The sequence below is a fragment of the Burkholderia perseverans genome, assembly GCF_022870505.1.
GTDB classification, from domain to species: domain Bacteria; phylum Pseudomonadota; class Gammaproteobacteria; order Burkholderiales; family Burkholderiaceae; genus Burkholderia; species Burkholderia plantarii.
This window is the reverse complement of record NZ_CP045094.1, coordinates 54,500-69,051: the sequence shown is the minus strand read 5'-3', so window position 1 is coordinate 69,051 and position 14,552 is coordinate 54,500. Positions and strand designations below refer to the sequence as shown.

The 14,552-nt window shown below is 66.8% G+C and carries 12 protein-coding genes; 3 read left to right on the top strand and 9 right to left on the bottom strand.

Annotation, left to right across the window (positions count from 1 at the left end; all coding sequences use genetic code 11):
* Window positions 1-33: 33 nt before the first annotated feature.
* From rsmG to BpN12_RS14805, 8 genes are all read right to left on the bottom strand, one after another.
* Window positions 34-726 (bottom strand): 16S rRNA (guanine(527)-N(7))-methyltransferase RsmG, encoded by a 693-nt coding sequence (gene rsmG, locus BpN12_RS14840; RefSeq protein ID WP_246796351.1) that lies wholly within the window; start codon window positions 724-726, stop codon window positions 34-36.
* Window positions 723-2,690: a tRNA uridine-5-carboxymethylaminomethyl(34) synthesis enzyme MnmG gene (gene mnmG / locus BpN12_RS14835; RefSeq protein WP_246796350.1), complete on the bottom strand. Its 1,968-nt coding sequence runs from the start codon at window positions 2,688-2,690 to the stop codon at window positions 723-725. Before mnmG ends, rsmG begins: the two co-directional genes overlap by 4 nt.
* 1,392 nt (window positions 2,691-4,082) lie before the next feature.
* On the bottom strand, window positions 4,083-5,060 hold the full coding sequence (locus tag BpN12_RS14830) for a branched-chain amino acid ABC transporter permease (RefSeq protein WP_246797910.1): 978 nt from the start codon (window positions 5,058-5,060) through the stop codon (window positions 4,083-4,085).
* A complete protein-coding gene (locus BpN12_RS14825; RefSeq protein ID WP_246796349.1) occupies window positions 5,060-5,944 on the bottom strand; it encodes a branched-chain amino acid ABC transporter permease in 885 nt (294 codons plus the stop codon). The genes BpN12_RS14830 and BpN12_RS14825 overlap by 1 nt, the downstream gene beginning before the upstream one ends.
* Window positions 5,945-6,044: 100 nt before the next feature.
* On the bottom strand, window positions 6,045-7,253 hold the full coding sequence (locus BpN12_RS14820) for an ABC transporter substrate-binding protein (RefSeq protein WP_246796348.1): 1,209 nt from the start codon (window positions 7,251-7,253) through the stop codon (window positions 6,045-6,047).
* A gap of 83 nt (window positions 7,254-7,336) precedes the next feature.
* A complete protein-coding gene (locus BpN12_RS14815) occupies window positions 7,337-8,128 on the bottom strand; it encodes an ABC transporter ATP-binding protein (RefSeq protein ID WP_246796347.1) in 792 nt (263 codons plus the stop codon).
* Window positions 8,125-8,889 (bottom strand): ABC transporter ATP-binding protein, encoded by a 765-nt coding sequence (locus BpN12_RS14810; protein ID WP_246796346.1) that lies wholly within the window; start codon window positions 8,887-8,889, stop codon window positions 8,125-8,127. The genes BpN12_RS14815 and BpN12_RS14810 overlap by 4 nt, the downstream gene beginning before the upstream one ends.
* A 403-nt stretch (window positions 8,890-9,292) precedes the next feature.
* Window positions 9,293-11,014: a GMC family oxidoreductase gene (locus BpN12_RS14805; RefSeq protein WP_246796345.1), complete on the bottom strand. Its 1,722-nt coding sequence runs from the start codon at window positions 11,012-11,014 to the stop codon at window positions 9,293-9,295.
* Between the two features lie 170 nt (window positions 11,015-11,184).
* On the opposite strand from BpN12_RS14805, the gene BpN12_RS14800 reads away from it, so the two are divergent.
* Together BpN12_RS14800 and BpN12_RS14795 are read left to right on the top strand one after the other, a co-directional pair.
* Window positions 11,185-12,084, top strand: coding sequence for a LysR family transcriptional regulator (locus tag BpN12_RS14800; RefSeq protein WP_246796344.1), 900 nt, complete (start codon window positions 11,185-11,187; stop codon window positions 12,082-12,084).
* Window positions 12,085-12,308: 224 nt separating this feature from the next.
* A complete protein-coding gene (locus BpN12_RS14795) occupies window positions 12,309-12,836 on the top strand; it encodes a class IV adenylate cyclase (protein WP_246796343.1) in 528 nt (175 codons plus the stop codon).
* A gap of 77 nt (window positions 12,837-12,913) precedes the next feature.
* Here BpN12_RS14795 and BpN12_RS14790 read toward each other — a convergent pair whose 3' ends face one another.
* Window positions 12,914-13,405 (bottom strand): Lrp/AsnC family transcriptional regulator, encoded by a 492-nt coding sequence (locus tag BpN12_RS14790; RefSeq protein ID WP_055137834.1) that lies wholly within the window; start codon window positions 13,403-13,405, stop codon window positions 12,914-12,916.
* Window positions 13,406-13,544: 139 nt separating this feature from the next.
* Here BpN12_RS14790 and phhA point away from each other — a divergent pair, with 139 nt between their 5' ends.
* Complete coding sequence (gene phhA, locus BpN12_RS14785; protein WP_246796342.1) at window positions 13,545-14,450, top strand: phenylalanine 4-monooxygenase; 906 nt, start codon at window positions 13,545-13,547, stop codon at window positions 14,448-14,450.
* Window positions 14,451-14,552: the final 102 nt, after the last annotated feature.

Here is a 14,552-nt window from a genome sequence, read left to right as displayed (position 1 = left end):
TAAAACCGTTGGACGCGAAACCCGCGTCTCATTTCACTGTGCTTCGGCAACGCCGACTTCGATCAGATGCCGCTCCGCGTCGAGCGCCGGCACCGCGAGGCGGATCGTCCGGCGAACCTGCGAACCTTCGGGCAATCGCGCGATTTCATCGTCGGGACGCACGCCCTTCATCGCCCAGATCGCCCCGCCCGGCGCCACCAGATGGCGAGCCAGCGACACGAAATCGGCCAGGTCAGCGAACGCGCGCGAGACGATCACGTCGAACTGTCCCGGCACTTCGTGGCCGGGGCGCAGCATCTCGACGCGGCCCGTGACGACCGACAGGTTTGCGAGCTTCAGCTCCGCCTTCGCCTGCGTCTGGAACGCCGACTTCTTGTGGACGATGTCGTTCAGCGTGACCTGCCAACCCGGAAACACGATCGCGAGCACGATACCCGGCAGGCCGCCACCCGAACCGACGTCGAGCGCCTGGGTGGCCGCGTCGAGCGAACTCAGGTGCGGGACGATCGACAGCGAATCGAGAATGTGCTGGATCAGCATCTGCCGCGGGTCGCGGATCGCGGTCAGGTTGTAGACCGCGTTCCATTTGCCGAGCAGCGCAACGTAATCGAGCAGCTTTGCCACCTGCGCCTCGTCGAGCTTGAGCCCGAGCGAATCGAGGCCGTCGGCCAGCAACGCATGCAGTGCCTCGCGGGACGCACCCGCCATCGGATGCCGCCCCGTCATTGCTGCGTCGGGACGTTGCTGCCCCCCGCTTCGCCCGTCGTCGCCGACGTCGTGCCGCGCCGGCCGAGGCCGCGCTTCAGATGAACCATCAGCAGCGAAATCGCCGCCGGCGTGATGCCCGAGATCCGCGATGCCTGTCCAATCGTCTCCGGACGATGCTGGTTCAGCTTCTGACGTGCCTCGAACGACAATCCGCGCACCTCGGCGTAATCGATACCGTCCGGCAGGCGCGTATTCTCGTGCGCGCCGTTGCGCTCGATTTCGCCGGCCTGGCGCTCGATGTAGCCCTGGTACTTGATGCCGATCTCGATCTGCTCCTCGATCTGGGCCAGCAGCACCGGATCATCGGCCAGCGGCTCGGTCGGGCCGCACTCGCCGCCGCGCAAGCCGCAGACACCCGCGTAGCTGACGCCGGGACGGCGCAGCAATTCGGCCAGGCTGTATTCATGATCGATTGCCTTGCCGAGCAGGGCCGTCGCCTCTTCCACCGGCAGCGTCCTCGGCGTCACCCAAGTAGAACGTAGCCGCTCTGTTTCACGTGAAACAGCGTCGCGCTTGCGGCTGAACGCGTCCCAACGCGCATCGTCGACGACGCCGAGTTCACGGCCGACTTCGGTCAGGCGCATGTCGGCGTTGTCTTCGCGCAGGCTCAGGCGATATTCGGCACGGCTCGTGAACATCCGGTACGGCTCGGACACGCCGCGTGTGACCAGATCGTCGACGAGCACGCCGAGATAGGCTTGGTCACGGCGCGGACACCATGCTTCCTTGTCCTGTGCATAGCGGCCAGCGTTGATCCCGGCAAGCAGGCCTTGCGCCGCCGCTTCCTCGTAGCCGGTCGTGCCGTTGATTTGCCCGGCGAAGAACAGGCCCTCGATCACCTTCGTTTCCAGCGAAGCCTTCAGGCCGCGCGGGTCGAAGTAGTCGTATTCGATCGCATAGCCGGGGCGCAGGATGTGCGCATGTTCCAGGCCACGCATCGAATGAACGAGATCGAGCTGCACGTCGAACGGCAGGCTGGTCGAGATCCCATTCGGGTAGAACTCATTCGTGGTCAGCCCTTCCGGCTCGAGGAAGATCTGATGCGAATCCTTCGAGGCGAAGCGGTGGATCTTGTCCTCGATCGACGGGCAATAACGCGGGCCGACGCCTTCGATCACGCCGGTGTACATCGGCGAACGATCGAGGCCGCTGCGGATGATGTCGTGCGTCTGCTCGTTCGTGTGCGTGACCCAGCACGGCATCTGCCGCGGGTGTTGTTCGACGCGGCCGAGGAACGAGAACACCGGGATCGGGTCGAGGTCGCCCGGCTGTTCCTCGAGCTTGGAGAAGTCGATCGAGCGGCCGTCGATGCGCGGCGGCGTCCCGGTCTTGAGCCGGCCTTGCGGCAGCTTCAGCTCCTTCAGGCGCGCGGACAGCGACACGGCCGCCGGATCCCCCGCCCGCCCACCCGTGTGGTTGTTCAGGCCGACGTGGATCTTGCCGTCGAGGAACGTGCCGGCAGTCAGCACGACTGCACGAGCCAGGAAGCGGATGCCAATCTGCGTGACCGCGCCGACCACGCGCTCGCCCTCGACGATCAGGTCGTCCACGGCTTGCTGGAACAGCCAGAGGTTCGGCTGGTTTTCGAGGCGGCTGCGGATCGCCTGCTTATATAGCAGACGGTCAGCCTGCGCGCGCGTGGCACGCACGGCCGGCCCCTTCGACGAGTTGAGGATCCGGAACTGGATGCCGGCCTCGTCGGTGGCGATCGCCATCGCACCACCCAGCGCATCGACCTCTTTCACCAGATGGCCCTTGCCGATCCCGCCGATCGACGGGTTGCAGCTCATCTGTCCGAGCGTTTCGATGTTGTGCGTCAGCAGCAGCGTTTTCACGCCCATGCGGGCGGCGGCCAAAGCGGCTTCCGTACCGGCGTGACCGCCGCCGACGACGATCACGTCAAATTCAGTGGGATAAAGCATTGCTGATTTCGCGTCAGAACGAGCGCGAACCTGAGAGAGAAGTATGGGCCGAATTATAGCGGGTTCGCTTTTGGCCCGAATATCGACCGAACGGACAGCCGATAAAAACCGCGTGTTTCACGTGAAACACGCCACTTTTTTCCAACACTAATGCGGTCGGTCTGGCGGTTGGAAGCGGATTTGGGTCCGACGCGTGAGGAAGATCATCGGTCGCTGGACCATCGGAATGCTTCGACACACCGCTCCATGAATGATCCCATCGGGACCTTGATTTCATGTGGATAGGTGGTTTCACGTGAAACCATCGTGCTAACCGACTCAGCGCAGAGACAGGCAAGCCATCGCAAGCGGGATGAAGGGGATCGATGACTCGCGGGCTTAGCGTGGTTCGGAAGGAAGAGGCTGCAGACGAACGAATCGTGCGCAACACCCGAGCGTTCGAGCTGACGTACATCGATGGCCGGCCTTGCCTTCCGTCATCCGGTACTGCCGCTCCATCTCGCCATGCGTCGTCCTGTTGTCCAATCGAGCGCCGAGCTCAACGAAGCTTTCGAATAACGGCGGCACCATCTCCGTCCAACTCCGGCATCCTCTGAGTCGCATTCACCGAGCCGGCAGTATGGCTGACAAAAAGACCGCAGCCGGTTCTTCGATATCGCGAACACCTACTTTCGCGAAGCCGCTGGCAACCGCCAATTCCTCTTCGACGCATGACGCGGCCACAAGCCCCAAATGGAATGGCAGCGCCTCAGCGGCACTGACAAACTTCCCCGGCAATCAGCCTCACCAACGCGTCGATAACCATCACGCACGCAATCGATCAAACGACCTCCCAGGCGCCCTGCTACGGCCCTCTCGACGCCCGTCGCGGCCCTCCCGCACTCACACCATACGCGTAACGATCGCCCATGGATCCCAATCCGTCTTCCATCCGCTCCACGCACCCAAAGCTATTCCACGCGCGCGCGCAACCCCACATCGCCAAACCCAAGCGATGTCAGACCAGACCAGAAAAGGGAAACAAACCACGGACCAACCACCCGCCCATTGCAGGCCGGCGTAAAACAGAAAAACCGCCAAAAGACCACCCGGCGAGCGCCGAAAATGAAAAAGCGCTGTTGGATTCCGTCCAACAGCGCTTTGGGGCCGGGCACTTTGTGCCTCGATTGTCTCCTCGTTCTCCACCTGCAAAATTCGTTTCGCGGTGCATCAGAACTGAGACGAAGATTAAACAACCGCCGGGTATGCGACAACCTAGCATTTACCCCTATGGTGCATCGCCGCACGAAAATTGGGCACAAAATCAGGCGAGGAACCGGTGAATTGACCGGCATTCGCCGCCAGTTGCCGGCAGTTGTCCCCCCGCCTCGTCCCACGCTTTGCCGCTGCGCATCACGACGAAGCACGCAACGATTTCACTCGCGCGACGATCTCGCCGACGATGCCGCGCCGGAATGCGAGCACGCAGGCGATGAAGATCAGCCCGGTGACGATCGAGGTCGATTCGCCGAGCGAGCGAAACCATTCCACGCCCGTCACCGAGGCCAGCCAGGTGCCGATATCACCGAGCCGCTCCTCGAGCAGCACGATCAGCGCCGCGCCGAGCAGCGGCCCGAACAGCGTGCCCATCCCACCCACCAGCGTCATCAGGATCACGAGGCCCGACATCGTCCAGTACGCGTCGCCGAGTGTCTCGAAGCCAAGCACGAGCACCTTCAGCGAGCCGGCCAGCCCGGCCAGCGCCGCGGACAGCACGAACGCGAGCAGCTTGAAGCGGTCGGTGTCGTAGCCGAGCGAGATCGCGCGCGGCTCGTTCTCCTTGATCGCGACCAGCACCTGGCCGAACGGCGAGTGCACGATCCGCACGATCAACAGCGCGGCCAGCACCACGGCCACCAGGATCACGTAGTAGAGCGTCAGGTCCGGCGACAGGTCGAGCAGCCCGAACAGGCTCCCGCGCGGCACGCCCTGCAGGCCGTCCTCGCCATGCGTGAACGGCGCCTGCAGATAGACGAAATAGACCATCTGCGCAAACGCGAGCGTGATCATCGCGAAGTAGATCCCCTGCCGGCGGATCGCGAACAGCCCCACCACCAGCCCTACCGCCGCCGCCGCCGCGGTACCGGCCAGCACGCCCAGCTCGGGCGCGACGCCGAGCGTCTGAATCGCGTAGCCGGTCACGTAGCCGGCCGTGGCGAGGAACATCGCATGGCCGAACGACAGCAGCCCCGTATAGCCGATCAGCAGGTTGAACGCGGCCGCGAACAGCGCGAAACACATCACCTTCATCACGAACAGCGGATAGGCGCCCGCGAACGGCGCGACCGCGAGGCCGGCCAGCAGCACACCATAGAGCACGTTTCTCTGCATCATCGTTCCTTGCCGAACAGGCCCGCCGGACGCACCAGCAGCACCAGCGCCATGATCACGAACACCACGGTCGCGGACGCCTCCGGATAAAACACGCGCATGAAACCCTCGATCACGCCGAGCAGCAGGCCCGTGACGATCGAGCCGAGGATCGAGCCCATTCCGCCGATCACGACCACGGCGAACACGGTGATGATCATCGGCTGCCCCATCAGCGGCGAGACCTGGATCACCGGCGCGGCCAGCACGCCCGCGAACGCGGCCAGCGCCACGCCGAAGCCGTAGGTGAGCGTGATCATCAGCGGCACGTTCACCCCGAACGCCTCCACCAGCTTCGGGTTCTCGGTGCCGGCGCGCAGGTAGGCGCCGAGCCGCGTCCTCTCGATCACGAACCAGGTGACGAGGCAGACCGCAAGCGACGCCACCACCACCCAGGCGCGATAGTTCGGCAGGTACATGAAGCCGAGGTCGGTCGCGCCGGCCAGCAGCGCGGGCACGTCGTAGGGCTGGCCCGACGCGCCGTAGATCGAGCGGAACACGCCCTCCACGACGAGCGTGATGCCGAACGTCAGCAGCAGCCCGTACAGATGATCGAGCCGGTACAGCCAGCGCAGCATGGTCCGCTCGATCAGGATGCCGAACAACCCGGTGACGAGCGGCGCGATCACGAGCATCGCCCAGTACGGCAGCGAGAAATAGTTGAGCCCCATCCACGCGAGCATCGCGCCGAGCATGAACAGCGCGCCGTGCGCGAAGTTGATCACGTTGAGCAGCCCGAAGATCACCGCGAGCCCGAGGCTCAGGATCGCGTAGAACGAGCCGTTGACGAGGCCGAGCAGCAACTGGCTCAGCATTGCCGACAACGGAATGCCAAAGATGTCCATCGAACCTGCCGTCTGAAGAGGGTGCGCGGCGCGCGGCACCGGCTCACCGCCGCGGGCGGGACACCGGCGCCGTGCAGCGCCGCGCGGGAACGGATTCAGCTCATTTCCACGACGCGCAGCGCGATTCCTGTTTGGTCGCGAACGCCTGCTCGCCCGGAATCGTCGCGAGAACCTTGTAGTAATCCCACGGTTCCTTCGATTCGGACGGCTTCTTCACCTCCATCAGATACATATCGTGGATCATGCTGCCGTCCGCGCGCACGTAGCCCTTCGCGTAGAAGTCGTCGATCTTCTGCTTCTTCAGCTGCGCCATCACCTTGTCGGCATCGGTCGAGCCCACCGCCTGCACCGCCTTCAAATAAGTCGTGACCGAGGAATAATCGGCCGCCTGCAGGCTGGTCGGCATCTTCCTGGTCTTCGCGAAGAAGCGCTGCGCCCACTTGCGCGAGGCGTCGTCGCGGTTCCAGTACCAGCTGTCGGTCAGCACGAGGCCCTGGGTCGTCTCCAGGCCCAGGCTGTGGATGTCGGAGATGAACGCCAGCAGCGCGGCCAGCTTCATGGTCCTGGTGATGCCGAATTCCCTGGCGGCCTTGATCGAGTTGATGGTGTCGCCGCCCGCGTTGGCGAGGCCGAGGATCTGCGCCTTCGAGGCCTGCGCCTGCAGCAGGAACGACGAGAAATCCGAGGCCGACAACGGGTGGCGCACCGCGCAGAGCACCTGGCCGCCGTTGGCTTTCACGACGTCGGAGGTGTTCTTCTCGAGCGCCTTGCCGAACGCGTAGTCGGCGGTCAGGAAGAACCAGGTCTTGCCGCCCTGCTTCGTGACGGCCGAGCCGGTGCCCTTGGCGAGCGCCATCGTGTCGTAGGCATAGTGGATCGTGTACGGCGTGCATTGCTCGTTGGTGAGGTTGTCCGCGCCGGCGCCGATGTTGATGTAGACGCGCTTCTTCTCGGCCGCCACCTGGTTCATCGACAGCGCGGTGGCCGAATTGGTGCCGCCTACCAGCAGGTCGAGCCCGTCGCGATCCATCCATTCGCGCGCCTTCGAGGCGGCGATGTCGGCCTTGTTCTGGTGATCGGCGTAGACGAACTCGATCGGCTTGCCGTTGACCTTGCCGCCGAAGTCGGCGATCGCCATGCGGATCGCCTCGATGCCGCCGGGGCCGTCGATATCGGTATACAGCCCGGACAGATCGGTGATGAAGCCGATCTTCACGACATCGCCGGCCGCCTGCGCCGGAGCGGCCGCGACGGCGGCAACCGCAAGCGCGGCGCCGAAGCACGCGCGCGCAAGGATCTTCAGTTTCATTGACGTCTCCTGAGGTGCTGCGTTGTGGTTATGTCGTCGTGTCGTCCGGCGGGCGCCGTCGGCGGGCCGTTCGCGTGGCGCGCTCAGACGCCGAGCAGCGCGTGCAGCACCGGCATCTTGCCGTCGAGTTCCGACGCGCCGAAGTGCTCGACGACGCGGCCGTGCTCCATCACGTAGAAGCGGTCGGCGAGCGGCGCGGCGAAACGGAAGTTCTGCTCGACCATCACGATGGTGTAGCCGCGCGCCTTCAGCGCGACGATCATGCGCGCGAGCGTCTGCACGATCACCGGCGCGAGGCCCTCGGAGATCTCGTCGAGCAGCAGCAGGTTCGCGCCGGTACGCAGGATCCGCGCGACCGCGAGCATCTGCTGCTCGCCGCCCGAGAGCCGCGTGCCCTGGCTGTGCCGGCGCGTGGCGAGGTTCGGGAACAGCGCGTAGATCTCGTCGAGCGACATCGCGTGCTCGCGCGCGCCGACGGCGGGCGGCAGCAGCAGGTTCTCCTCGCACGACAGGCTCGCGAAGATGCCACGCTCCTCGGGGCAATAGCCGACGCCGCTGCGCGCGATGCGGTGCGTGGCCAGCCCGATCGTCTCGCGTCCGCCGAGGCGGATCGAGCCGCGCCGCCGGCCGGTCAGGCCCATGATCGCGCGCAGCGTGGTGGTGCGGCCCGCGCCGTTGCGGCCGAGCAGCGTGACCACCTCGCCGCGCGCCACGCGCAGGTCCACGCCGTGCAGTATGTGGGACTCGCCGTACCAGGCTTCCAGCTCGGAGATCGCGAGCGCCGGCACGTCGGCCGCGGCCCGCGCCGTGTTCAGCGCGGCGGTGGTCCGCTGCAGGCCGCCCGGTTCCGGTTCCATCCGCTCGCCGCCGCTCATCGGTGCGCTCCCGCGCTCCCCATGTAGGCCTCGATCACGAGCGGATTCTTCGATACTTCGGCATACGAACCTTCGGCCAGCACCTCGCCGCGCTGCAGGACGGTGATCGTGTCGGAGATGCCGGCGATCACGTTCATGTTGTGCTCGACCATCAGGATCGTGCGTCCGCTCGATACCTTGCGGATCAGCGCCGTCACGCGATCGACATCCTCATGGCCCATGCCCTGGGTCGGTTCGTCGAGCAGCATCAGTTCGGGCTCCATCGCGAGCGTGGTGGCGATCTCGAGCGCGCGCTTGCGGCCGTAGGCGAGCTCGACCGTCGGCACGTGCGCGAAATCGGTCAGGCCGACCTGGGTCAGCAGATCCATCGCGCGATCGTCGAGACGGCGCAGCGTGCGGGCGCTGCGCCAGAAATGGAACTCGCTGCGCAGGCTGCGCTGCAGGCCGACGCGCACGTTTTGCAGCGCCGTGAGATGCGGGAATACCGCGGAGATCTGGAACGAACGGATGATGCCGCGCCGCGCGATCTGCGCGGGCCGCTCGCGCGTGATGTCGATACCGTTGTAGACGATCTCGCCGGCGGTGGGCCGCAGGAATTTGGTCAGCAGATTGAAGCAGGTGGTCTTGCCGGCGCCGTTCGGGCCGATCAGCGCATGGATCGAGCCGCGCCGCACGCGCAGGTTCACGCCGCTCACGGCCGTGAATCCCCGGAACTCCTTGGTGAGCCCGTGCGTCTCCAGAATCGTGTCGCCGAGAATCATGCCCGCTTCCATCCGATGTGACGCGCCACACTCCCAATCTCGCGCGAGCGGCCACGATTCCCTCAGCCGAATGAGGGTTGCCCCCGAGCTCGATACCGGTGCGCCGACGATCCGGATCGAACGGCGCACGCTGCCTGCTGCGCGCATTGTCGCGCCGTTGATGCAGTGCATTCATCGGGATTTGCACTGAGGCTCCGCGCACCGCCGACGCGGGCATGTGCCGGCCGGGATTAGGCATGCGAAGCGATTTGCATTCCCCGCATGCGGCTCATCAGGGTTCATACCGACGCGCGCGCGGCGCAGGCGACGCGGGTATCCGGCAGCGCATCGCGCGTTCCGTCATCGCGCGGGCGCGCAATGCGGATCGGTCGGGGAATCGGCCAGGAACGGGACGCGCGTTGCATCAGGCCGCGGCCGTATCGCTGCGCGACGGCGCGTCGGTGTGAACCTGCGCGGCAGGCGCGATCACGGCGTCGGGCCGCCCCTGCCCCGCGCGCCGGTCGGCACGAATCATCTCGCTCGCGCGCTCGGCGATCATCAGCGTCGGCGAATTCGTATTGCCCGAGGTGATGGTCGGCATCACCGAGGCGTCGACGACACGCAGGCCGTCGACGCCGCGCACGCGCAGCCGGCTGTCGAGCACGGCGCGCGGATCGTCGGCGCGCCCCATCCGGCAGGTGCCGACCGGATGGAAGATGGTGGTGCCGACCGCGCCGGCCGCGATCGCCAGTTCCTCGTCGGTCTGGTAACGATGCCCCGGCAGCACCTCGTCGGGCCGGTAGCGCGCGAGCGCGGGCGCGGCCGCGAAGCGCCGCGTCAGGCGCAGCGCGTTGGCGGCCACGCGCCGGTCCGCCTCGGTGGCGAGATAGTTCGGCGCGATGCGCGGCGCCGCGAACGGATCGGGCGAATCGATGTGGATGCTGCCGCGCGAGGTCGGCCGCAGGTTGCAGACCGAGGCCGTGAACGCGTCGTAGCGGTGCAGCGGCTCGCCGAAGCGGTCGAGCGAAAGCGGCTGCACGTGGTATTCGAGATCGGCGCGCGTGATCGACGGATCGTGCGGATCGGACTTCGTGAACACGCCGAGCTGCGACGGCGCCATCGACATCGGCCCGCTCTGCCGCAGCAGGTATTCGGCGCCGATCCAGAGCTTGCCCCACCAGTGCGCGGACAGCGTGTTCAGGGTCCGCACGCCGGCCACGCGAAACGCCGTGCGCAGCTGCAGGTGGTCCTGCAGGTTCTCGCCCACGCCGGGCAGGTCGCGCACCACTTCGATGCCGAGCGCGTGCAGCCGCGCCGCGTCGCCGATCCCGGACAGTTCCAGCAGCGCCGGCGAATTGACGGCGCCGGCCGCGACGATCACCTCGCCGCGCGCCCGCGCGACGAACGGCTGGCCGCCGCCGCGATACTCGACGCCGGCGCAGCGCGCGCCGTCGAACGCGAGCCGCTCGACCTGCGCGCCCGTGATGATGGTCAGGTTCGTGCGCGACAGCGCCGGGCGCAGGAACGCCTTGGCCGCGTTCCAGCGCACGCCGCGCTTCTGGTTCACCTCGAAGTAGCCGACCCCGCTGTTGTCGCCGCGATTGAAATCGTCGGTGGCCGGGATGCCGCTCTGCTGCACGGCCTCGGCGAACGCGTCGAGGATCTTCCAGCGCAGCCGCTGCTGCTCCACGCGCCACTCGCCGCCGGCGCCGTGCGCGTCGCTGCCGCCGCCGTGGTGGTCCTCGCTGCGCCGGAACACCGGCAGCACGGCGTCCCAGGCCCAGCCCGCGTCGCCGGTCAGCTCGGCCCAGCCGTCGTAGTCCTCGCGCTGGCCGCGCATGTAGATCATGCCGTTGATCGACGACGAGCCGCCCAGCACGCGCCCGCGCGGATACGACAGCGCGCGGCCGTTCAGCGCCGCCTCGGGCTGCGTCTTGTAGAGCCAGTCGGTGCGCGGGTTGCCGATGCAGTAGAGATAGCCGACGGGAATGTGGATCCAGTGATAGTCGTCCTTGCCGCCCGCCTCGAGCAGCAGCACCGAGACCTCGGGATCTTCGCTGAGGCGGTTCGCGAGCACGCAGCCCGCGGTACCCGCGCCGACGATCACATAATCGAATTCGCCCTCGAGCGTGCGTTCGGATGTCACGATTCGTCTCCTTCCATGTCATCCCGGCATCGGTGGCCGGGCTATGTCCGGTTATGGTCGGACCGGGACGCGTCGCCCGGCCGGTATGGAATCGAAGCGTACCCGTGCCGCGCGCTCGCGATCCAATGAGTTATGCTCAAGCGCATCATAAGCCCGGCAAATGTTGCTCGATGGATCTGATCCTGCTCCGCGCCTTCGCCGCGGTGGCCCGTGAAGGCAACCTGACGCGCGCCGCCGCGCAGCTGCGCCTCACGCAGCCCGCGGTCAGCCTGCAGATCAAGCATCTGCAGCAGGTGCTCGGCGTGGTGCTGTTCGCGCGCAGCTCGCGCGGCCTGGTGCTGACGCGCGACGGGCAGGCGCTGCTGCCGCACGCCGAACGCGCGTTGTCGGCGGCCGGCGAGGTGTTGCGCGCGGCCAGCGCGCTGCGCCAGGAGGTGCGTGGCCGGCTGCGGATCGGCACGGTGCTCGATCCCGAATTCCTGCGGCTCGGCGGCTTTCTCAGGCAGCTCGTGGAAACCCATCCGCGGCTCGAGACCGAACTGCGGCACGGCATGTCGGGCTGGGTGCGCGACGCGGTCCGCGCGCACGAACTCGACGTCGGCTATTCGATCGGCCGCCCCGACGACGACGATCCACAACACGGTGCGCTGTTTTACACCCGCACGCTCACCCGCTACCAGTATCGCGTGCTCGCGCCGGCCGGCTGGAAGGAACGCGTGCAGCGCGCCCGCGACTGGCGCGCGCTGGCGGCGCTGCCGTGGATCTGGACGCCGCCCTCGTCGGCGCATCACCGGCTGCTGTCGCGGCGCTTCGCCGAGGCCGGCGTGCAACCGGTGAAGGTCGCCGAGGTCGATCAGGAACCGTCGATGCTCGATCTCGTGAAGTCCGGCGTCGGGCTCACGCTGGCGCGCGATTCGATCGCGCTGCGCGAGGCGCACGCGCATGCGCTCGTGATCGTCGAGCCGGTCACGGTGCCGACCGAGCTGACCTTCGTCACGCTGGCCGCGCGCCGCGAGGAGCCCGCGATCGCGGCCGCGCTGCGGCTCGTCGAGGCGCAGTGGGCCGACTGACGCCTGCATGCGGCCCCGGCCGCGTCTGCGCGGGCTTATCAACAGGTGGTACGTTTTTCGACGGTGAACCCGGCGTTTCGCGCACGATCACCGCACGGCATGCGGCCGGCACCGCGGCGCCATGCGAAGCGAAGCGCGCGCGTCACGCCACGGTCGCCGAGTTTTTGCTAGATTGGCTGACCCAACCCAAGCGATTTCGCATCGCCAAGACTGAGGAGAACGGCATGGCACGCAACATCGAGATCAAGGCTCGCGCCCGCGACTTTGACGGCCTGCGCGACAAGGCGGCATCGCTCGCCACCGAGGAACCGCTCTTTTATCGTCAGCAGGATTTCTTTTACGACGTGCCGCGCGGCCGCCTCAAGCTGCGCCGCTTCGAAGACGGCACGCCGGCCGAGCTGATCTTCTACCAGCGCGACGATCGCGACGGCCCGAAGGCGTCGTACTACACGCGCAGCCCGGTGACGAACCCGGAGGCAATGCATGCGCTGCTCGCCGCCGCGCTGACCACGCGCGGCATCGTCACGAAGGAGCGCCACGTCTACCTGGCCGGCCGCACGCGCATCCACCTGGACCGCGTGGACGGGCTCGGCGATTTCGTCGAACTCGAAGTGGTGCTGGCCGAGGACGACGACGAAGCGGGCGGCGAAGCCGAGGCGCACGAGGTATTCGCGAAGCTCGGCGTGGCGGGCGAGGATCTGGTCGCGGTAGCCTACGTCGACCTGCTGGCGCAGGAGCCGACGGCCGCTTGAGCCGCTTGAGCCGCCTGGCCTGGCCTGGCCCGGAAAGGAATCGCATCGTCCGCCCCGGCCCGCCATCCAGGCCCGGCTCAGGCCGGCGCCGCGCCCGGCTCCAGATGCGACAGCGGCAGCGGGCCGTTGCGCTTGAAGGTGGTCAGCACGATGTTCGAGCGCACGCTGTCCACGCCGGGCACGCGCATCAGCTTCTTCATCACGAACGACGACAGCGCGTTCAGGTCCGGCGCCACGATCCGCAGCAGATAGTCGGCGTCGCCCACCACCGCATGGCATTCGAGCACCTCGGCCAGCACGTCGATCTGCTGCTGGAACTGCTCGATGATCGAATCGCCATGATGCTTGAGCTTCAGGCTCGTGAACGCGGTCACGCCGAGCCCGAGCCGCTCCGGGCGCAGCACCACGCGATAGCCGTCGATCACGCCGGCCGCTTCGAGCCGCTGCAGGCGCCGGCCGATCTGCGACGGCGATAGCGGCACCTGTTCGCCGAGCTGCTGGTGGGTCGCGCGTCCGAAGCGCTGCAGCACGTCGAGCAGCGCCAGATCGAAGTGGTCGAGTTCCAACATGAAGATTCTCCGCGTGATTTTATTCATTGATGCGAGATTATCGCATTAATCAGGTTCTCGACGTCGAAATTGCGCCCTTCCCGCGCGTTACCCGCTCTACACTGGCAGGCATCGTCACCGCAGCCATTCAGAGCCAGCCATGTCCACCGTCGTCACCGCGATGCTGCAGGAGCAGTTCGACGCGGGTCTCGAGACTCGCCCGGATTTCACCATCGATCAGCCGCTCGAGCGCTATACGCGCGTCGATCATGCGGTCTGGTCGCAGCTCTACGCGCGGCAGACGGCGCTGCTCGAAGGCCGCGCGGCCGACGCGTTCGTGGCCGGCATGAAACGCCTCACGCTGCCGGCCGACCGCGTGCCGTCGTTCGAGGACGTGAACCGGCAGCTGAAGCCGGCCACCGGCTGGGAGATCGTCGCGGTGCCGGGGCTCGTGCCCGGCGACGTATTCTTCGCACACCTTGCGAATCGCCGCTTTCCCGTCACCTGGTGGATGCGCCGCCCGGACCAGCTCGACTACCTGCAGGAGCCGGACTGCTTCCACGACCTGTTCGGCCACGTGCCGCTGCTGATCGATCCGGTGTTCGCCGACTACATGCATGCCTACGGCCAAGCCGCGCTGGCCGTGTCCGACGATCCGTTCGCGTTGTCGCTGCTGGGCCGGCTCTACTGGTACACGGTGGAATTCGGCCTGATCCGCAGCCGGCACGACCCCGACCAGCTGCGCATCTACGGCGCCGGCATCGTGTCGAGCCGCGGCGAATCGGTCTACAGCCTCGAGAGCGACGCGCCGAACCGGATCGGCTTCGATCTCGACCGCGTGATGCGCACCGCCTATCGCATCGACACGTTCCAGAAGACCTATTTCGTGATCGACGATTTCGAGCAGCTGTTCGCGCTCGCGAAGGTGGATGCGCGCGCGCTGGCCAAACGGCTCGCCGGGCTCGTCGAGCATCCGGCCGGCGCCGTGCTGGCCGGCGACCGGGTCCTGCATCGCGGCACCGGCGAAGGCTGGGCCGCCGACGACGACACCACCGGCCGCTCCTGAATCAACGCCGTCCCGCGGCAAATATGAAAGAATGTGTCGATGGCGCGCCGCCGCTTCGCGAGGTTCGTGCGACGGCGGCCGGGCGCGCGTCACCCGCACACG